Origin of the sequence: Pantoea latae, from assembly GCF_002077695.1 — a bacterium.
GTDB classification, from domain to species: Bacteria; Pseudomonadota; Gammaproteobacteria; order Enterobacterales; family Enterobacteriaceae; genus Pantoea; species Pantoea latae.
In genome coordinates, this window is the sequence record NZ_MWUE01000046.1 from 21220 (window position 1) to 39045 (window position 17826).

A 17826-nucleotide genomic window follows, 5' to 3' on the forward strand; every position below is an offset into this window, starting at 1 on the left:
CGCTCTGCTGGCTCAATCACTGCGTAAGAATATAAGTGCTCTTCGCCGGGTGGCGTATTTATAAAGGAAAGCAGGCAGGCGGGGCAATATAATAAATTCCTTTGAAAGTTGCTTTATTGATAGGCGGGAGCTATAAATCAATAGCTTTTTGGCGCAAAAAGTCAGCGATAGAATCTGATTGGTATGCTATAACTTATTGAATTATATGCTTTAATTTGCCAGGGTGCGGCTGGGGTAAATGTTAAATTACGGCAATAATTTAAAAACAATAATTTAATAAAAAACCGCGCTGTGCACAGCGCGGCTTATTTCTATTTATAGCTTGTTGAGCCTCTATTGATAAATTGCGCATGGAAAATCGCGTTTATAGATGGCTTAACAAACGCCACGCAGTAAACCAAAGCTAAACGCTTCTAATTTGGCTCCGCTTTTTATGTTCATGTAAAAAAAGCAGCATCAAAATAAACCATAAAAATCCCGCGATAAAATTGAGCGAGCTAAACCAGGGCGTGCCGCCGCTGAAATAACAGGCCTTTGCCAGCTCAATGCCAAGCGCCAGCGTCAGAATAGATATCATTCCCAGCATCGCTGCGACGCTGCCTTTACCTTCATTGCTGGCATAGAGCGTCATCCGATAAAGGCCGGCGTTTACCATGCCGGCGCCGTAAGCGTAAAGGCTAAGCCCAGCCGTCAGCAGCAGATAGCTGTGGCTGTCGAGCAGGTTAGCCAGCAGCGCCAGCAGCAGTCCAGCCAGTATTGGCCAGGCGGCAAAACGGATCGGCCGCTCGACGGGAACGCGTCCCGCCAGTTTGCCCAGCGTCAGGTTGCCAAGGATCATGGCGCAAAACACCGGCAGCTGGAGCAGCGCATAGTGCAGGCGCGACAATCCCTCATCGTGGATCAGTATCACGGGCGAAAGGGCCACCCAGGTCAGAATGGGGATAAACACCAGGCCAATAGCGAACGAGCCATACATCACCTGCGTGTCGCGCGCAAGGCGCGCATAGCTGCGTAACAACGTGCGCGGCGCCACAGAGTGGCTACGATCGCCAGCGGTTTCCGGCATCACGCGCCACAGGATCAGGAAGGCGACAGCGCTCAGCAGCGCGAAGAGCCAGAACATGCTGCGCCAGCTCGCCACCGTTAGCCAGGCGGCGCCCGCCAGTGGACCGGCCAGCGGCGCCAGCAGCGCCACGTTCGCCATCAGCGCCATGACGCGCACCGCCAGCGCCTCATCAAACGCTTCCTGAATCGCCGCATAGCTGACCGCGCCGATAAAGCAGAGGCTGATGCCCTGAATAAAGCGCAGCGCGACAAATTCGCGAATGGATCCCACCCAGCTGGTGAGGGCGCAGGCGAGGATAAAAAAAAGAATGCCGCCCAGCATCACCGGGCGACGGCCATATTTATCGGAGAGCGGGCCAAGCAGCCATTGCAGCGCGACGCCACCGAGCAGGTAGGCGGTGAGCGAGGTTGAAACCCACTCCGGGCCAACGCCGAACTCCTGCGTCACCAGCAGCATGCCGGGCTGGATCATATCGTGTGCGATATAGGTGGCGAATTCAAACAGCACCAGCGCCAGCGGAAACAGCAGCAGACCTGCTGTCAGCTTGCTGACGGGTTGATAGCGGGGCATTCAGACTCCTTGTAAAAAATAAAACGCGACCGCCAGGCAGTCGCGTTGTTTACCGCATGCTACAGCAGGGAGGCGCGAAATTAGTCTACGCGCAGCACCCGGCTGGTGTTGGTGGTGCCGGTGGCGCCCATCACGTCGCCCTGGGTCACAATCACCAGGTCGCCGGCGACGAGGAAGCCTTTGTCGCGCAGCAGATTGATTGCATCATGCGCGGCAACCACGCCGTCGTTGTCGCTGTTAAAGAAGACCGGCGTCACGCCGCGGTAGAGCGCGGTGAGGTTCAGGGTGCGCTCATGACGCGACATGGCGAAAATCGGCAGGCCGGAGGTAATGCGCGAGGTCATCAGCGGCGTACGGCCAGACTCGGTCATGGTGATGATGGCGGTGACGCCCTGCAGGTGGTTCGCCGCATACATGGCCGACATGGCGATCGCCTCTTCCACATTGTCGAAGGTCACTTCCAGGCGGTGCTTAGAGACGTTGACGCTGGGGATCTTCTCTGCGCCGAGGCAGACTTTGGCCATCGCGGAAACGGTCTCGGCCGGATACTGACCGGCGGCGGTTTCCGCCGACAGCATCACAGCGTCGGTGCCGTCCAGCACGGCGTTGGCAACGTCCATCACCTCGGCGCGCGTCGGCATCGGATTGGTGATCATCGACTCCATCATCTGCGTGGCGGTGATAATGGTGCGGTTCAGCTGACGCGCGCGGCGGATAAGCGCCTTCTGAATACCCACCAGCTCGGGATCGCCGATCTCGACGCCGAGATCGCCGCGCGCCACCATCACCACGTCGGAGGCGAGGATAATATCGTCCATCGCTTCCTGGGTCGCGACCGCTTCGGCGCGCTCGACTTTCGCCACCAGCTGCGCCTCGCAGCCCGCTTCGCGCGCCAGACGACGCGCATAGTTCATATCTTCGCCGCTGCGTGGAAAGGAGACCGCCAGATAGTCGACGCCGATCTTCGCGGCGGTGATGATGTCCGCCTTGTCTTTCTCCGTCAGCGCTTCCGCCGACAGGCCGCCGCCGAGCTTGTTAATGCCTTTATTGTTGGAGAGCGGGCCGCCGACGGTGACTTCGGTGTACACCTTCATGCCCTGAACTTCCAGCACCTTCAGCTGCACGCGTCCATCGTCGAGCAGCAGGATATCGCCCGGCACCACATCTTCCGGCAGGCCTTTATAGTCGATACCGACTTTCTCTTTATCGCCTTCGCCTTTGCTCAGGCTGGCGTCGAGCAGGAAGCGATCGCCCACGTTGAGGAACACCTTGCCCTCTTTAAAGGTCGACACGCGAATTTTCGGGCCCTGCAGATCGCCCAGAATCGCGACGTGGCGACCCAGCTTCGCGGCGATTTCGCGCACTTTGTTCGCGCGCAGCTGATGATCTTCCGGGGTGCCGTGAGAGAAGTTGAGTCGCACAACGTTGGCGCCTGCGGCGATGATTTTTTCCAGATTATTATCGCGGTCAGTGGCCGGGCCGAGGGTTGTAACGATTTTGGTTCTTCTGAGACGTCTTGACATGAAGGACTCCGTTGACAAATTTGCGTATCCCCTAAAGTGGAAAGGGCGTGAACATTATTCTAACTGAAGGACAGCCTGTGATACGACTCACATTGTGAATGTGATGTTAATTTTTTTGCTCTGCTGCGTTTTCCGTCGCGATGGCTTTATCGAGACGGGAATCTTTTAACGCCTCTTTTACCCGCTTTAAGTTTTCGCGAAACGCGCTGCCGCGTTCGAGAATAAAGCCGGTAGCGAGCACGTCGATGGCGGTGAGCTGCGCTAGGCGGGAAACCATCGGCAGATAGACATCGGTATCTTCCGGGACATCAAGCGTGAGCGCCAGCGTGGCGACCTCTGCCAGCGGTGAAGCGGGAGACGTGACGGCTATCACGGTGGAACCGTTTACACCGGCCAGGCGAGCCAGTTCTATCATATTTTTCGTGCGGCCAGTATGTGAAATCAAAACAAACACGTCGCCAGGTCGACTATTTATACAACTCATGCGCTGGATCACAATATCCTCTGACCAGACCACGGGCAGATTAAAACGCAGAAATTTATTGAAGGCGTCGTGCGCCACCACCGCCGACGCGCCCAGGCCAAAAAAGGCGACTTTGTGCGCCTGCGACAGCGCCGCCACCGCTGCGCGAATGACACCGAGATCGAGCTGGTTGCGCACCCGCTGCAGACCCGCCAGCGCCGAGTCAAAAATTTTATGGCTATAGCGTTCGGCGTCGTCATGCTCGTCGACGTCGCGGCTGACCCAGCTGGGCGCCTTCGCCAGGCTTTGCGCCAGCTGCAGCTTAAAAGCGGGAAAGCCGTGCGCGCCCAGCCGATGGCAGAAGCGATTAACGGTGGGCTCGCTCACCTCGGCGGCGCGCGCCAGGCGGGCGATGCTGGCGTGGATCGCCTCCTGCGGCGCCGCGAGGATCTGCTCGGCAACTTTGCGTTCAGATTTGCTGAGCGACGCCAGCTGCGCGCTGATTTTTTCCAGCATATTCATAAGTGGATGACCATTATCGCTTTTATCGATGCCAGCGATGACTGGCAGAGAGGGGATAAAAGCGTGAATATACCGCGTTCGCCATGACCGCGCGCAAGTGAGGATAAGTCGACGGGGATATTTTTTGTCATAATTTGAGCCGGATTAAGTTTTGCCGGAGATCGTCCGCCGCACTAAATTGGGTAAAAGCGCACGCAGTATCACATCGGCACGCCTTATTCCGTACAGAGTTAACTCTGCGGACCAGCATAGAGTCGGTTTACCTGACCCCCTGAAATAAGTACATTGTGCTGAAAGAAAATTACAACACGGACCCGGTGGATGAGGATGCAAACGCCAACGGGATCATCCTGCAATGAGGAGAGGAAAATGGCGGTAACACAAACAGCCCAGGCATGCGATCTGGTGATATTCGGTGCCAAAGGCGATCTTGCGCGCCGGAAACTGTTGCCTTCACTGTATCAGCTGGAAAAAGCGGGACAGATCCACGAGGAAACCCGCATTATCGGCGTGGGACGCGCCGAGTGGGATAAAGCAGCCTACACCAAAGTGGTGCGTGAAGCGCTGGAAACCTTTATGAAGGAGAAGATCGACGAAGCGCTGTGGGACAAACTCAGCAACCGCCTCGACTTCTGCAATCTCGACGTTAACGACACCTCTCATTTCCCTAAACTGGGCAAAATGCTCGACCAGGACAAGCGTACCACCATTAACTATTTTGCCATGCCGCCCAGCACCTTCGGCGCCATCTGCAAAGGACTGGGATCGGCGAAGCTGAACGCGAAGCCGGCACGCGTGGTGATGGAGAAGCCGCTCGGCACCTCGCTGGAAACCTCGAAAGAGATCAACGACGCGGTGGGCGAATTCTTCGACGAGAGCCAGGTGTTCCGTATCGACCACTATCTCGGCAAGGAGACGGTGCTCAACCTGCTGGCGCTGCGCTTCGCCAACTCGATCTTCGTCAACAACTGGGACAACCGCACCATCGACCACGTGCAGATCACCGTGGCGGAAGAGGTGGGCATTGAAGGACGCTGGGGCTACTTCGACCAGGCGGGCCAGATGCGCGATATGATCCAGAACCACCTGCTGCAGATCCTCACCATGATCGCCATGTCGCCGCCGTCCGACCTGAGCGCCGACGCCATTCGCGACGAAAAAGTGAAGGTGCTACGCTCGCTGCGCCGCATCGATCAGACCAACGTGCGCGACAAAACCGTGCGCGGCCAGTACACCGCCGGCTTCGTGCAGGGTAAAAAGGTGCCGGGCTACCTTGAAGAAGAGGGCGCCAATAAATCGAGTTCGACAGAGACCTTCGTCGCCATTCGCGTCGATATCGACAACTGGCGCTGGGCGGGCGTGCCGTTCTACCTGCGCACCGGCAAGCGTCTGCCGACCAAATGCTCTGAGGTGGTGGTTTACTTTAAGAACCCGGAGATGAACCTGTTCAAAGACTCCTACTCCGAACTGCCGCAGAATAAGCTGACCATCCGTCTGCAGCCGGACGAAGGCGTCGATATCGAGATCCTCAACAAGGTGCCAGGTCTGGATCACAAGCACAAGCTGCAAACCACCAAGCTGGATCTGAGCTATTCGGAAACCTTCAACCAGTCGCATCTGGCCGACGCCTATGAGCGCCTGCTGCTGGAGACGATGCGCGGCATCCAGGCGCTGTTTGTGCGCCGCGACGAGGTGGAAGCCGCATGGACCTATGTTGACTCCATTATCGACGCCTGGGCCGCCGACGGCGACTCCTCCAAGCCTTATCAGGCAGGCACCTGGGGGCCGGTGGCGTCCGTGGCGATGATCACCCGAGACGGCCGTTCCTGGAACGAGTTCGAATAATCCTGAAAACAGCCCGCGCTATGCGGGCTTTTTTACGTCTGCGCGCAGAAAACTGAACCGCAGTTTCAAAAACAGCGCCGGGCGGATAGACGATGCGGAAGGCGATCCTGTATGGTAGTGGCGCATTGATGGCGCGCTGCGCGGCAGTCGCCGGTATGGATAAGCAAGGGGAACTGATGAAGAACTGGAAGACGAGTGCTGAAAAGATTCTGACCACTGGACCTGTGGTGCCGGTGATCGTAGTGAACAAGCTGGAACATGCGGTGCCGATGGCGAAAGCGCTGGTGGCCGGCGGCGTGCGCGTGCTGGAAGTGACGCTGCGCACGCCGGTGGCGATGGACGCGCTGCGCCTGATGATCAAAGAGGTGCCGGACGCCATCGTCGGCGCGGGCACGGTGATCAACACCCAGCAGCTGCAGGAAGTGACCGAGGCGGGCGCGCAGTTTGTGATCAGTCCCGGCATTACCGAACCGCTGCTGAAGGCGGCGGTAGAAGGCCCGGTGCCGCTTATTCCCGGCATCAGCACCGTTTCCGAGCTGATGACCGGCATGGACTACGGCCTGCGCGAGTTCAAATTCTTTCCGGCGGAAGCGAACGGCGGCGTCAAGGCGCTGCAGGCGATCGGCGGTCCCTTCCCGCAGGTGCGTTTCTGCCCGACCGGCGGCATCTCGCCCGCGAACTATCGCGACTACCTGGCGCTGAAGAGCGTGCTCTGCATCGGCGGCTCCTGGCTGGTGCCGAACGACGCGCTGGAGTCAGGCGACTGGGATCGTATTACCCGCCTGGCGCGCGAAGCGGTAGCGGGCGCGCAGTAACCGCAAGCGGTGAGCAGGGCGCTCACCGCTCTCTCTTACCCTTCTACTTTTACCGCTGCGGCGCTGGCAATGGCGCGCGCAACGGCGTCATCCACGCTGTCGCCGCTCGCCAGCGCCACGCCGAGACGGCGCGAACCGGCGATTTCCGGCTTGCCGAACAGGCGCAGCTGCAGACCGGCGCCCAGCGCCGCTTCCACATTGACGAACTGAACATTCTGGCTGTGCAGCTGCGGCAGGATCACCGCCGACGCCGAAGGACCATACTGGCGGATCGCGCCGATCGGCAGGCCGAGAAAGGCGCGCACGTGCAGCGCGAACTCAGAGAGATCCTGCGAAATCAGCGTCACCATGCCGGTATCGTGCGGACGCGGTGAGACTTCGCTGAAGATCACCTCATCGCCGCAGACAAACAGCTCGACGCCGAACAGGCCGAAACCGCCCAGCGCCTTTACCACATCGCCGGCGATCGCCTGCGCGCGCTGCAGCGCCAGCGCGCTCATCTGCTGTGGCTGCCAGGATTCGCGGTAGTCGCCATCTTCCTGACGATGACCGATCGGCGCGCAGAAGTGAACGCCATCTACCGCGCTGACGGTCAGCAGCGTAATTTCAAAATCGAAGTTAACCACGCCCTCGACGATTACGCGGCCTGCGCCGGCGCGGCCGCCCTGCTGCGCATACTCCCAGGCGCGATCGAGCTGGCTCGCATCGCGGATAAAGCTCTGGCCTTTGCCTGACGAACTCATCACCGGCTTAACGATGCAGGGAAAGCCGATCTCCGCCGTTGCCGCGTCGAAGCTCGCCTTGCTGTCGGCGAACCGGTAGCTCGAGGTCGGCAGCGACAGCTCTTCCGCTGCCAGACGGCGAATGCCTTCGCGGTTCATGGTCAGGCGCGCGGCGCGCGCGGTCGGCACCACGCGCTGACCCTGCTGCTCCAGTTCAACCAGCTTATCCGTGGCGATCGCTTCGATTTCCGGCACCACGTAATCGGGCTTTTCCTGCGCGATCAGCGCGGCCAGCGCCTCGCCGTCAAGCATGTTTACTACGTGGCTGCGGTGCGCCACGTGCATTGCAGGCGCATCGGCGTAGCGATCGACCGCAATCACTTCCACACCCAGTCGCTGGCACTCCAGCGCCACTTCTTTACCCAGCTCGCCCGAGCCTAACAGCATGACACGCGTCGCCGCCGGACGCAGCGCAGTTCCAAGAGTCGTCATAATTTCACCTGTGAGTCAAAACGCGCGCAGTATAAACGAAAACGTTTGCGTTCTCATCCTCCTCTGCTTTGCCTCTCTTTTCTCACCTTGACGTTACCTGACGTCCGCCAGGGCAGAGTAGGGGCCTTATCGCCTAAAGAAGGAGTGAACGATGAACAACCTGTTGCAGCAGCTTCAGTCGCTGCTGGCGAAGAAAGGTCACAGCGGCGGCAACGGCGGTTTGAACGATATGCTGGCACCCGGCGCGCTGGGTGGCCTGGCGGGCCTGCTGATCGCCAGTAAAAAGTCGCGCAAGCTGTTAACCGACTATGGCGGCAAAGCGCTGATTATCGGCGGCGGCGCGGCGGCGGGCGCGCTGCTGTGGAATAAATATAAGCAGCGCGTGCGTGACACCCACCAGAATGACGCGGGCTTTGGCGAGTTGCAAACCCCGGCGGACCAGCGCGCCGAGCGGCTGGTGACGGCGCTGGTGTTCGCCGCCAAAAGCGACGGCCATATCGACGCTAAAGAGCGCGCCGCCATCGAGCGCAGCATTCACGAGTCGGGCTATGGGCAGCAGGCGGAAGCGCTGATCCAGCAGGCGATGAGCCGCCCGCTCGATCCCACCTGGCTGGCAGCCGACGTAAAAAACGAAGACGAAGCGCTGGAACTCTATTTCCTGAGCTGCGCCGCCATCGACGTTGACCACTTTATGGAGCGCAGCTACCTCACCGCGCTGGGCGACGCGCTGAAGATCCCGCAGGATGTGCGCGACGGCATCGAAAACGATCTGCGCGAGCAAAAAGCGCGTATCCCGGCGGATTAAGCGCGCCACGGCCGCCCAGTGCGGCCGCAATAACAAGGTGTTACGCACAAAAATTTGGCTTCCCAGCGACCTGATGCCACCCTTAAGGGATATCAATAACAGGGAGACACCGCATGCAGGCCCCCATCGCAAAAAAAATCCCCCACGCCATGACGCTCCACGGCGAAACGCGCGTGGATGATTACTACTGGCTGCGCGACGATAAGCGCGACAACGAAGAGGTGCTGGACTATCTGCGCGCCGAAAATAACTACGGCAAGCAGATCATGGCGACCCAGCAGCCGCTGCAGAACCGCATATTAAAAGAGATCGTCGATCGCCTGCCGCCGCAGGACCATTCGGTTCCCTATGTGCATAACGGCTATCGCTATCAGAGCCGCTATGAGAGCGGCAACGAATATGCTGCCTATTATCGCCAGCCCGCCGACAGCGCCGTCAGCGACGAGTGGACGCTGCTGCTGGACGCCAACCAGCGCGCCTCGCACAGCGAGTTCTATACCATGGGGTCACTCAACATCAGCCCCGACAATAAGGTGATGGCGCTGGCAGAGGACTTCCTTTCCCGGCGACAGTACGGCATTCGCTTTCGTTGCCTGGAGAAAGGGAGCTGGTATCCCGAGGTGCTGAACAACGCCTCATCGAGCCTCGCCTGGGCCAACGACTCCCGCACGCTCTACTACGTGCGCAAGCATGAGCAGACGCTGCTGCCCTATCAGGTCTGGCGTCATGAACTCGGCACGCCGCAGAGCGACGATCGGCTGGTGTATGAAGAGCAGGACGACACCTATCATCTCAGCGTGCATAAAACTACGTCCGACCACTTTATTCTGATTGCGCTGTTCAGCACCAATTCCAGCGAGATCCAGCTGCTCGACGCCGGCTTCCCGGACGCCACGCCGCAGGTCTTTCTGCCGCGCCGTAAAGATCATGAGTACAGCCTGGATCACTATCAGCATCAGTTTTATATCCGCTCGAACCGGGAAGGGAAGAACTTCGGGCTCTACCGCACGCGCTGGCTGGAGGAGTCGCGCTGGGAAACCCTGATTGCGCCGCGCGACCATGTGGTGATGGAGGACTTCCAGCTGTTCCGCGACTGGCTGGTGGTCGAGGAGCGTCAGCGCGGCCTGACCAGCCTGCGTCAGATCCACTGGCAAACCGGCGAAGACACCGGCATCGCCTTCGACGATCCCACCTACGTGACCTGGCTGGCGTTTAACCCCTCGCCGGAAACCAGCAAGCTGCGCTACGGCTACGGCTCGATGACCACGCCCACCACGCTGTTCGAACTCGATATGGACACCGGCGAACGGCGTATTCTCAAACAGAGCGCGGTCGGCAACTTCGATCCCGATAATTACAAAAGCGAGCACCACTGGATCACGGTGCGCGACGGCACGGAAGTGCCGGTGTCGCTGGTCTATCACCGCAAACACTATCAGCCGGGCAAAAACCCAATGCTGGTTTACGGCTATGGCGCCTACGGCAGCAATATGGAAGCGGACTTTAGCGTCAGCCGCTTGAGCCTGCTCGAACGCGGCTTCGTCTACGCGCTGATTAACGTGCGCGGCGGCGGGGAGCTGGGACAGCAGTGGTATGACGGTGGCCGCCTGTTCAACAAGATGAACAGCTTTACCGACTTTATCGACGTGACGCAGGCGCTGGTGAAAAAAGGCTTTGGTCAGCCCGAGCAGCTCTACGCCATGGGCGGCAGCGCAGGCGGCCTGTTAATGGGCGCGGTGATCAATATGGCGCCGCAGCTGTTTCACGGCGTGGTGGCGCAGGTGCCTTTTGTCGACGTGGTGACCACCATGCTGGATGAGTCGATCCCGCTGACCACGGGTGAATATGACGAGTGGGGCGATCCCAACGAGGCGGACTATTACGGATACATCCGTCAGTACAGCCCCTATGACAACGTCGAGGCGAAAGCCTACCCGCATATGCTGGTGACCACCGGGCTGCACGACTCGCAGGTGCAGTACTGGGAGCCGGCGAAGTGGGTGGCGAAACTGCGCGCGCTCAAGACCGACCACAATCTGTTAATGCTCTGCACCGATATGGACGCCGGTCACGGCGGAAAATCGGGACGCTACAAATCCTATGAGGGCATTGCGCTGGAGCTGACCTTCCTGATCGCGCTGGCGCAGGGCAGCCTGCCGCCGCAGCGCGACTACTGATCGTCGCTGATATATTTGCGCAGCGCCTGCCGCAGCGGCGGGCGCAAATCGCGCACGTTTTCCAGCACCCAGCGCAGATAGCGCGGATCTTTGCGCGCGATAGCGGCGACGCTTTGGCCACGATACTTGCCGAAAGGCAGCACGTCGCCCGCCACGCTGGCGGGCTGGCAGCGCTGCGCCATCTGCGTCGCGTCCCAGCCGGAGGTTTCCATAATACGGATCAGCAGCGCGGCGGTAACGTAGCAGTCGTAAAGCGCGCGGTGGGCGTGCAGATCGGCGGGCGGCGTCACCTCCAGCTTCAGGCTGTGGCGCAGCGCCTGATTGCCATATTTGATGCCGGGCCACAGCTGACGCGACAGCACCATGGTGCAGATCCAGTCGCCGTGCATTTCCGGCAGCATGCGGCGGTCAAAGCTGGCGTTATGCGCCACGTAAAAGGCGCTGCCGTGATAACGGCCTATCGCTTCTTCAATCGTCGGCTTGCCTGCCACCATCGCTTCGGTAATGCGGTGCACCGCCATCGCCTGGCGGCTGATGGGGCGATCCGGCAGGATCAGGTCGCTCATAGGGTTGACGATCTGCCCGTCGATGACGTCAACAGACGCCACTTCCACGACGCCGCCGTGCAGCCCGCAGGTTTCAGTATCAATGACGCGTAGCATAATTTACTTCATTTTGGGTTCATAGGGCAGGCGCGAGAAGTTCAGCGACGCCTGGCGATAGTGCATCAGACGCTGGCGGAACCAGTCGCGCAGCGCAGCCGGCTGCTCGTACTCAACCATCTCTGCCACCACCGGCATGTTGTAGCGCTCTTTGAACGCCACGCCCGCTGCGGCCAGTTCAACGTTGACTTTATCTTTCTCTTGCTGAGAAAGCAGGGCGAGGTTATGGCTCATGGGGATCTCCTGAAGACAGGGGGCAAAAATAATGCTTATCCCTGTCTGAATCAAGGGCAAAGGATAGCATTGCTGGCCCTCGACACCTCAAAAACCTCGGCGTATCCTTGCGCCACGTTTGCCGCCGATGCGTTGGCTAAGAGGATGATCCCATGCAAAAAAGAGCATTTTTATCAGGCGCCGCCGCGCTGGCCAGCGCCGCGCTGTGGTTGATTAGCCAGCCGGCGCTGGCGCATGCACACCTGACGTCGTCGGAGCCGGCCGACAACGCGGTGGTCGCCGCCTCGCCGCAGGCGCTGATTCTGACGTTTAGCGAAGATGTGGAGCCTGCGTTTAGCGGCATTACGCTGCTGGGCGCGGATAAACACAGCCTCGTCGGCGACAAGGCGCAGCAGGACGCGCAGCAGCGCAACCGCCTGATCCTGGCGCTGAAAACGCCGCTGGCGGCGGGCGACTATCAGGTTAAGTGGCATGTGCTGTCGGTGGATGGTCATAAAACCCAGGGCAGCACCCGCTTCCGCGTAAAATAGTCTGTGTCTCCTCTCTGGATCCTGCTGCGTGCGCTCCATTTTGGCGCTGTGATGCTGCTGGCGGGCAGCGCGTTTTATACTACGCTACTGGCGCCGCCGCGCTATCGCCGTGCGCTGGCGCAGCGCCTTCTGCCGCTCATGCGCCTGTGCGCCTCGCTGGCACTGCTCAGCGCGCTGCTGATGCTGGCGACCCAGCTGGCGTTGATGAGCGGTGACTGGCGCAACCTGAGCGACAGCGGGATCTGGCGCGCCGTGCTCAGCACGCGCTTCGGCGTTGTCTGGCAGTGGGAAGCCGGGGTGGCTGGCGTAACGCTGCTGGCCAGCCTGCTGCGCGGTGAGCGGCGGCAGCAGGCGTGGCTGGCAGGCGCCCTGTTGCAGCTGGGCTGTATGGCGCTGATCGGACATGCGGCGATGCGCGAAGGAATAGCCGGCGCGCTGCAGCAGGGCAATCACGCGCTGCATCTTATCGGCGCCGCGTTCTGGAGCGGCGGCCTGTTGCCGCTGTTGATCCTGATGCGCGAAGCGCGGAAAATCGATCGCCGCAGCGACGCGATTCGCTCCATGATGCGCTTTTCGCGCTACGGTCATCTGGCGGTGGCTGTCACGCTGCTGACCGGCATCGTCAACGCGCTGCTTATCGCCGGCTGGCCGCGCCAGTGGCACGCTGGCCTCTACAGCGATCTGCTGTTAATAAAAGTGGCGCTGGTGGCCCTGATGGTCGCTATCGCGCTGGTTAACCGTTATCTGCTGGTGCCGCGTTTCCGCCTCGCGGGGCAGGGCGCGCAGCAAAAATTTATCCGTATGACGCAGCTTGAGCTGCTGCTGGCATGCGCCGTGGTGGGTCTGGTCAGCATTTTCGCCACGCTGTCGCCAGCCTGAGTATGACCCGTTTTGACTGAGTAAAAAGGTAGGCTATGTTGCTGAAGAAAGTGATCCCCGCAATGCTGTTGTTCTCTCTCTGTGGCCAGGCGCTGGCGGCAGAAATTATTACCGTGAGCCGTTTTGAAGTGGGCAAGGCAGCCTGGCCTTTTAGCCGTGAAGAAGTGATGCTGACCTGTGAGAAAGACGGTTCGCTGTTCGCCATTAACCCCAGCACGCTGATGCAGTATCCGCTTAACGATAAAGCCGACGCGCGCGTGAAGTCCGGTCAGGTGAAGGCGCAGCCGATTTCGGTGATCCAGGCGGAAGATAAAAGCCACCCGGGCCAGATGATGAGCCTGCAGCCCATCGTCGAGCGCACGCAGGCGCTGTGCGATAAATAATACCTTCTCCGGCGCGGTTCGCTTGCGCGCCGTTTTCCGCTGATTCTGCCGTCAGGATCACAAACTGATCCTGCGGATTTCCGCTGCCTGAGCGATCGCTGGCATTTCCACAGACGTGGGCTAACCTTAAGTTGCAAGGCGACATCGCCTGCATTAATGCCAACTTTTAGCGCACGGCTCTCAACGAGCCATTTCCCTGGACCGAATACAGGAATCGTGTTCGGTCTTTTTTTGTGCTCTGAACTTAGCCTCCTGTCAAAATACCTTTCTCTGCCACTATTAACCTTTTGCCTTAACCTTATTACGCCGCATGTATTAATATGGGCATTGGTAAATAAGTATGAATAAGACCCGCGCGCTTCCCTGATTGTTATTTCTCTAAGTTCCTGTTCGTAGGGTTATTATATCGCTTTCCCGCTGGGTATAATTTTGGCGCTGTCGCTTCGTTAAGGGCGAAAATAGTTTTACTGGTCAGGAATTGCCTTGCAGATAACCTCAGCTCAGCTAGTCTTAATCATGCAACACGAAATACGGCTGGCGTAACAGATTTATGCCGGTTGCCATTGACCCAATGACAATATATCCAGGAGGATATGATGGCCGAGCATCGTGGTGGTTCAGGTAATTTCGCAAATAATCCTGAAAAAGCGTCAGAGGCTGGTAAAAAAGGCGGTCAGCACAGCGGCGGTGGTTTCGCCGGTGACCGTGAAAAAGCTTCTGAAGCAGGTAAAAAAGGTGGTCAGAATAGCCATAGCGGCGGACGCAAGTCCTGACCAACAGAACCTGATACATTCTGTGTAGACCACCTGCCCCGGCATCTGATGTCGGGGTTTTTTTATGCTCTGCAATCGCCTTTTTGCGCGAGGTCGCGCCTTCAGGCGGCGCGGCGCAGGGCCAGTTAACGAATTAAGATTTTTCAGCTTGTCGACAAAACACAGCAAGGTAAGATCCCTGTTTTACAGGGAGACGGTTATGAAAAATGTTGTGCTGAGCATGCTGGCTAAAATATCCAAAATTGATGCGGAAACCAAGCAGCTGACGGCGCGCGTAGAAGCGCAGTCGCTGTTAATCAGCGCGCTGGTGCTGGCCGTCAGCAGGCAGGGCGGCGTCACCGAGATGATCGACAGCGCCAACAAGGCTATCAATACCGTAATCGATTCAGCCGATTCCGACGAGATGCTGAAATCTGACGCCGCTATTCTGCTGCAGGAGTTTCAGGAGCTGCTGACCATTTCCCGCGCGGTGGACAGCGCCGATAATCAGCTGAATCAGGCGGGCCTGGCGGAAATCAGCGGCGTTTCCCCGCTGATTAATGCTCAGCCGCCGCTCAAAGAGTAGCATCCTGCCGTCCGACACGCCGCGCGCAGCGCTGATATGCCTGCGCGCCCGTCGACACAAACTTATCCTTTCCCGCTTTGATTTTCCCTGACGGAGGATGGCGCCAGCAAATATCGCCGCCTCTGCCTGGCTGACAGAAAAATAACCTCGCAAAAAAACGCAACAGTACAAAAGGCGCGGATATATATCCTTATAAAGGGTGCGCATATTATGCCTGAAATAATGAGAGTAGCGTAAAATAGCCAATCATTTTTCTCTGCGCTAACTGGTTAATATTTCTCGGTTGCCGGTTAATTTGCTGCTGATAGCGATTCCGAAAAGTTTACGGTCACGCTTTCATTTTCCGCGAACCTCTTCCAGGCTTGTCTGGCTTATTCTTGTAAAAAAGCCAGGAGATAAAATATGTTCCACCATTCATCAAAACTTCAATACCCTGTTCGCGTCGATAAAGCGGATCCCGAATTTGCTATGCTGCTGCAACAGGCGATCGGCGGGGTTGAAGGGGAAATTCGTGTGGCAATGCAGTATTTCTTCCAAGCGATGGGCGCACGCGGCGATGCGCGTATCCGCGACCTGCTGATCTCCACCGCAACGGAGGAGCTGGCGCATATCGAAATGCTGGCGCATGCCGTCGCGCTCAACCTGGAAGGGGCACCCCTGTCCTACCAGGAAGCCTCTGCGAAAGATCCCGTTGTCAATGCGGTGCTGGGCGGCATGAACCCGCGCCATATCCTCTCTTCCGGTCTGGCGGCGATGCCGGTCAATGCCAACGGCGTGCCCTTTGATATGAGCCATATCTATGCCTCCGGCAACGTGGCGGCTGATATGCTGGCCAACGTAACGGCGGAAGCGACAGGCCGCGTGCTGGCGACCCGTCTCTACAACCTGACGGAAGACACCGGCATGAAGGACTTCCTCTCATTCCTGATCGCCCGCGACACCATGCACCAGCAGCAGTGGCTGGCGGTGATTGAGGAGATGGGCGGGCTCAACGCCTCGCTGCCGATCCCCAACAGCTTCCCGCAAAGCGAAGAGGCGAGCGAGCACTCCTACTACGTGCTCAACACCTCGCTGGATAAACCGCTGCCGAAAGGTCGCTGGTGCGAAGGTCCTTCATTTGACGGCAAAGCCCAGTTTACGGCGAAAGAGAAGCCTGAGCTGCTGGGCGACGAGCCGCTGCTGGGCCATGCGCGTCCCGGTTCCGGCGCGCAAAGCGAGCAAGAGCTGTCCGGCACCGTGCCGCCTGCATTAAAACCGTAATCGCAGCCTGTCCAGGGAAGGGCGCCACCGATCGATTTGTCCAGTAGCGAAACAAATTCAGTGGGCGGTGAGAGAACCGGCTGACAGGGTAGTCTTGCTGGTTTCTCTCTGCGTTGGCTGTCGCTTATCAGGTAAAAATGAACGATAGCGGGCGCGGGGCATTTTTTTGTCGTACCAGTCAAAACAGGAGAGCAAAAAAATATTTTTTCTCACCTGCGCTCTGCGTCTCATTTTGTCGGCTGGCGCCGCGGCAAAAATGAAAAACCCCAGCGGGCGCCGGGGTCAAAAAGAGCACTTATCTGGACTCAAGCACCTGCTGCAGCCAGACCAGTTCGTCATCGAAGCCGGACTCGCGTAACAGCTGGAAATAGGATTGCTGAATCTCTGTTGATACTGACGCCAACAGCATGCCCAGCATTCCTTTGGTTTTACAGATTTCTAATGCTGCGTTTTCGAGAGAATCAAGGTTAAAACTTACGTTATCAAGCGTTGCAGCGACCATTTTTTATTCTCCTGACGGAGGTAATCAGCCATCCCTCCTTTGCTGTGTGTATCTGCTCCACGTTGTGGACGGGCTGAGATCTCACACTAGCGCAGTTTCGTCAGGGAGAAACATCCTGATATCTGAACAGTAATCGCCGCGCGGTGGCGCTTTTACGCCTCTTTATTACGGAAAATCTGAGAAGCAGGCCAACAGCATTCGGCCGCTAACCCACCAACAGCAAATGCACCAGACGCGCCAGCGATTCCAGCAACAGCAGACTGCCGACAAAGATAAGCACCAGCACGCTGATAAATTGTTTCCGGCTGTTCATCACGCCTCCCTGAAGATGTGACCGGCTATACTTTAACCCGCATCAGATAAACCAGTTGTTAACAAGCGGGCTAATAATGCACTACCAGTATCTCAACGGTGAAAACTGGCAAAACATATGGATTGTAGGCGATCTGCACGGCTGCCGTAGTCAGCTGGATGCGCTGCTGTTGGAAAAGGGCTTCGATAAGCGGAACGATTTACTCATCTCCGTCGGCGATTTAATCGATCGCGGGCCTGACAGCCTCGGCTGTTTGCAGCTGCTGGAGGAGCCGTGGTTTCGCTGCGTGCGCGGCAATCATGAAGAGATGGCGCTGCGAGCGTTACAGTGTCACGATTCGCTGCTCTGGACCCTGAACGGTGGCGAGTGGTTTTATCAGCTGAAAGGCGCGCGGCTGATTGCCGCGCGTCACGCCTTGCGGCAGCTGAAAAGCCTGCCGCTGATCCTGCACCTGCAGCTTGCGGAACGCATCGTGGTGGTGGCGCACGCCGACTATCCGGCAGACCGCTACGCGTGGGAGCAGCCGCTGGACTGGCATCAGGTGGTGTGGAATCGCGAGCGTATCGCCCAGCTGAAAGCGGGCGATGCGGCGAGGATCGCGGGCGCGGATGATTTTTACTTCGGCCATACGCCGCTGCAGCATCCGCTGGAAACGGGCAATTTGCACTATATCGACACCGGCGCGGTGTTCGGCAACTCGCTGACGCTGCTGCAGTTGCAGTAGG

Annotated in this window: 18 protein-coding genes; 11 read left to right on the forward strand and 7 right to left on the reverse strand. The window is 58.4% G+C overall.

The window, feature by feature from the left end:
* Positions 1-403 precede the first annotated feature (403 nt).
* From B2J69_RS22920 to hexR, 3 genes are all read right to left on the reverse strand, one after another.
* Positions 404-1636, reverse strand: coding sequence for an MFS transporter (locus tag B2J69_RS22920; protein WP_081142692.1), 1233 nt, complete (start codon positions 1634-1636; stop codon positions 404-406).
* 80 nt (positions 1637-1716) lie between these two features.
* Positions 1717-3159 (reverse strand): pyruvate kinase, encoded by a 1443-nt coding sequence (gene pyk, locus B2J69_RS22925; protein ID WP_081142693.1) that lies wholly within the window; start codon positions 3157-3159, stop codon positions 1717-1719.
* A 106-nt stretch (positions 3160-3265) separates the two neighbouring features.
* Positions 3266-4144, reverse strand: a complete 879-nt coding sequence (hexR, locus tag B2J69_RS22930) for a transcriptional regulator HexR (RefSeq protein WP_167376601.1) — start codon at positions 4142-4144, stop codon at positions 3266-3268.
* Positions 4145-4513: 369 nt separating this feature from the next.
* Here hexR and zwf point away from each other — a divergent pair, with 369 nt between their 5' ends.
* Both zwf and B2J69_RS22940 read left to right on the forward strand, forming a co-directional pair.
* Positions 4514-5989: a glucose-6-phosphate dehydrogenase gene (gene zwf, locus B2J69_RS22935; RefSeq protein WP_081142694.1), complete on the forward strand. Its 1476-nt coding sequence runs from the start codon at positions 4514-4516 to the stop codon at positions 5987-5989.
* A 176-nt stretch (positions 5990-6165) separates the two neighbouring features.
* On the forward strand, positions 6166-6804 hold the full coding sequence (locus B2J69_RS22940) for a bifunctional 4-hydroxy-2-oxoglutarate aldolase/2-dehydro-3-deoxy-phosphogluconate aldolase (RefSeq protein ID WP_081142728.1): 639 nt from the start codon (positions 6166-6168) through the stop codon (positions 6802-6804).
* Positions 6805-6839: 35 nt separating this feature from the next.
* Here B2J69_RS22940 and purT read toward each other — a convergent pair whose 3' ends face one another.
* Positions 6840-8018, reverse strand: coding sequence for a formate-dependent phosphoribosylglycinamide formyltransferase (gene purT, locus B2J69_RS22945; protein WP_081142695.1), 1179 nt, complete (start codon positions 8016-8018; stop codon positions 6840-6842).
* 151 nt (positions 8019-8169) lie between these two features.
* Here purT and B2J69_RS22950 point away from each other — a divergent pair, with 151 nt between their 5' ends.
* Positions 8170-8823 (forward strand): tellurite resistance TerB family protein, encoded by a 654-nt coding sequence (locus B2J69_RS22950; protein ID WP_081142697.1) that lies wholly within the window; start codon positions 8170-8172, stop codon positions 8821-8823.
* 113 nt (positions 8824-8936) lie between these two features.
* A complete protein-coding gene (locus B2J69_RS22955; protein WP_081142699.1) occupies positions 8937-11000 on the forward strand; it encodes a prolyl oligopeptidase family serine peptidase in 2064 nt (687 codons plus the stop codon).
* Here the strand turns inward: B2J69_RS22955 and exoX are convergent.
* Positions 10994-11662, reverse strand: a complete 669-nt coding sequence (gene exoX, locus B2J69_RS22960) for an exodeoxyribonuclease X (RefSeq protein ID WP_081142701.1) — start codon at positions 11660-11662, stop codon at positions 10994-10996. The genes B2J69_RS22955 and exoX overlap by 7 nt on opposite strands.
* A 3-nt stretch (positions 11663-11665) precedes the next feature.
* Positions 11666-11896, reverse strand: coding sequence for a DNA polymerase III subunit theta (locus B2J69_RS22965; RefSeq protein WP_081142703.1), 231 nt, complete (start codon positions 11894-11896; stop codon positions 11666-11668).
* A 152-nt stretch (positions 11897-12048) separates the two neighbouring features.
* Here B2J69_RS22965 and copC point away from each other — a divergent pair, with 152 nt between their 5' ends.
* From copC to B2J69_RS22995, 6 genes are all read left to right on the forward strand, one after another.
* Positions 12049-12426 carry a copper homeostasis periplasmic binding protein CopC gene (gene copC, locus B2J69_RS22970; RefSeq protein WP_081142705.1) on the forward strand — a complete coding sequence of 126 codons (378 nt, stop codon included), beginning with the start codon at positions 12049-12051 and terminating at the stop codon, positions 12424-12426.
* 3 nt (positions 12427-12429) lie between these two features.
* Positions 12430-13305 (forward strand): copper homeostasis membrane protein CopD, encoded by an 876-nt coding sequence (gene copD, locus B2J69_RS22975; protein ID WP_143806334.1) that lies wholly within the window; start codon positions 12430-12432, stop codon positions 13303-13305.
* 35 nt (positions 13306-13340) lie between these two features.
* Positions 13341-13688, forward strand: a complete 348-nt coding sequence (locus tag B2J69_RS22980; RefSeq protein WP_081142708.1) for a YebY family protein — start codon at positions 13341-13343, stop codon at positions 13686-13688.
* Between the two features lie 596 nt (positions 13689-14284).
* Positions 14285-14461: a con-10 family general stress protein gene (locus B2J69_RS22985; RefSeq protein WP_081142709.1), complete on the forward strand. Its 177-nt coding sequence runs from the start codon at positions 14285-14287 to the stop codon at positions 14459-14461.
* 199 nt (positions 14462-14660) lie between these two features.
* Positions 14661-15026, forward strand: coding sequence for an anti-adapter protein IraP (iraP, locus tag B2J69_RS22990; RefSeq protein WP_081142710.1), 366 nt, complete (start codon positions 14661-14663; stop codon positions 15024-15026).
* 402 nt (positions 15027-15428) lie between these two features.
* On the forward strand, positions 15429-16286 hold the full coding sequence (locus B2J69_RS22995; RefSeq protein WP_081142711.1) for a manganese catalase family protein: 858 nt from the start codon (positions 15429-15431) through the stop codon (positions 16284-16286).
* Between the two features lie 295 nt (positions 16287-16581).
* Here B2J69_RS22995 and B2J69_RS23000 read toward each other — a convergent pair whose 3' ends face one another.
* On the reverse strand, positions 16582-16788 hold the full coding sequence (locus tag B2J69_RS23000) for a hypothetical protein (RefSeq protein WP_081142712.1): 207 nt from the start codon (positions 16786-16788) through the stop codon (positions 16582-16584).
* A gap of 389 nt (positions 16789-17177) precedes the next feature.
* On the opposite strand from B2J69_RS23000, the gene B2J69_RS23005 reads away from it, so the two are divergent.
* Complete coding sequence (locus tag B2J69_RS23005; protein ID WP_081142713.1) at positions 17178-17825, forward strand: metallophosphoesterase; 648 nt, start codon at positions 17178-17180, stop codon at positions 17823-17825.
* Position 17826 lies beyond the last annotated feature (1 nt).

What these genes read in the sequence shown, in the direction of transcription:
- B2J69_RS22920 (WP_081142692.1), bottom strand. Translation starts at nt 1,636, where the DNA reads ATGCCCCGCTATCAACCCGTCAGCAAGCTGACAGCAGGTCTGCTGCTG.
- pyk (WP_081142693.1), bottom strand. Translation starts at nt 3,159, where the DNA reads ATGTCAAGACGTCTCAGAAGAACCAAAATCGTTACAACCCTCGGCCCG.
- hexR (WP_167376601.1), bottom strand. Translation starts at nt 4,144, where the DNA reads ATGAATATGCTGGAAAAAATCAGCGCGCAGCTGGCGTCGCTCAGCAAA.
- zwf (WP_081142694.1), top strand. Translation starts at nt 4,514, where the DNA reads ATGGCGGTAACACAAACAGCCCAGGCATGCGATCTGGTGATATTCGGT.
- B2J69_RS22940 (WP_081142728.1), top strand. Translation starts at nt 6,166, where the DNA reads ATGAAGAACTGGAAGACGAGTGCTGAAAAGATTCTGACCACTGGACCT.
- purT (WP_081142695.1), bottom strand. Translation starts at nt 8,018, where the DNA reads ATGACGACTCTTGGAACTGCGCTGCGTCCGGCGGCGACGCGTGTCATG.
- B2J69_RS22950 (WP_081142697.1), top strand. Translation starts at nt 8,170, where the DNA reads ATGAACAACCTGTTGCAGCAGCTTCAGTCGCTGCTGGCGAAGAAAGGT.
- B2J69_RS22955 (WP_081142699.1), top strand. Translation starts at nt 8,937, where the DNA reads ATGCAGGCCCCCATCGCAAAAAAAATCCCCCACGCCATGACGCTCCAC.
- exoX (WP_081142701.1), bottom strand. Translation starts at nt 11,662, where the DNA reads ATGCTACGCGTCATTGATACTGAAACCTGCGGGCTGCACGGCGGCGTC.
- B2J69_RS22965 (WP_081142703.1), bottom strand. Translation starts at nt 11,896, where the DNA reads ATGAGCCATAACCTCGCCCTGCTTTCTCAGCAAGAGAAAGATAAAGTC.
- copC (WP_081142705.1), top strand. Translation starts at nt 12,049, where the DNA reads ATGCAAAAAAGAGCATTTTTATCAGGCGCCGCCGCGCTGGCCAGCGCC.
- B2J69_RS22980 (WP_081142708.1), top strand. Translation starts at nt 13,341, where the DNA reads ATGTTGCTGAAGAAAGTGATCCCCGCAATGCTGTTGTTCTCTCTCTGT.
- B2J69_RS22985 (WP_081142709.1), top strand. Translation starts at nt 14,285, where the DNA reads ATGGCCGAGCATCGTGGTGGTTCAGGTAATTTCGCAAATAATCCTGAA.
- iraP (WP_081142710.1), top strand. Translation starts at nt 14,661, where the DNA reads ATGAAAAATGTTGTGCTGAGCATGCTGGCTAAAATATCCAAAATTGAT.
- B2J69_RS22995 (WP_081142711.1), top strand. Translation starts at nt 15,429, where the DNA reads ATGTTCCACCATTCATCAAAACTTCAATACCCTGTTCGCGTCGATAAA.
- B2J69_RS23000 (WP_081142712.1), bottom strand. Translation starts at nt 16,788, where the DNA reads ATGGTCGCTGCAACGCTTGATAACGTAAGTTTTAACCTTGATTCTCTC.
- B2J69_RS23005 (WP_081142713.1), top strand. Translation starts at nt 17,178, where the DNA reads ATGCACTACCAGTATCTCAACGGTGAAAACTGGCAAAACATATGGATT.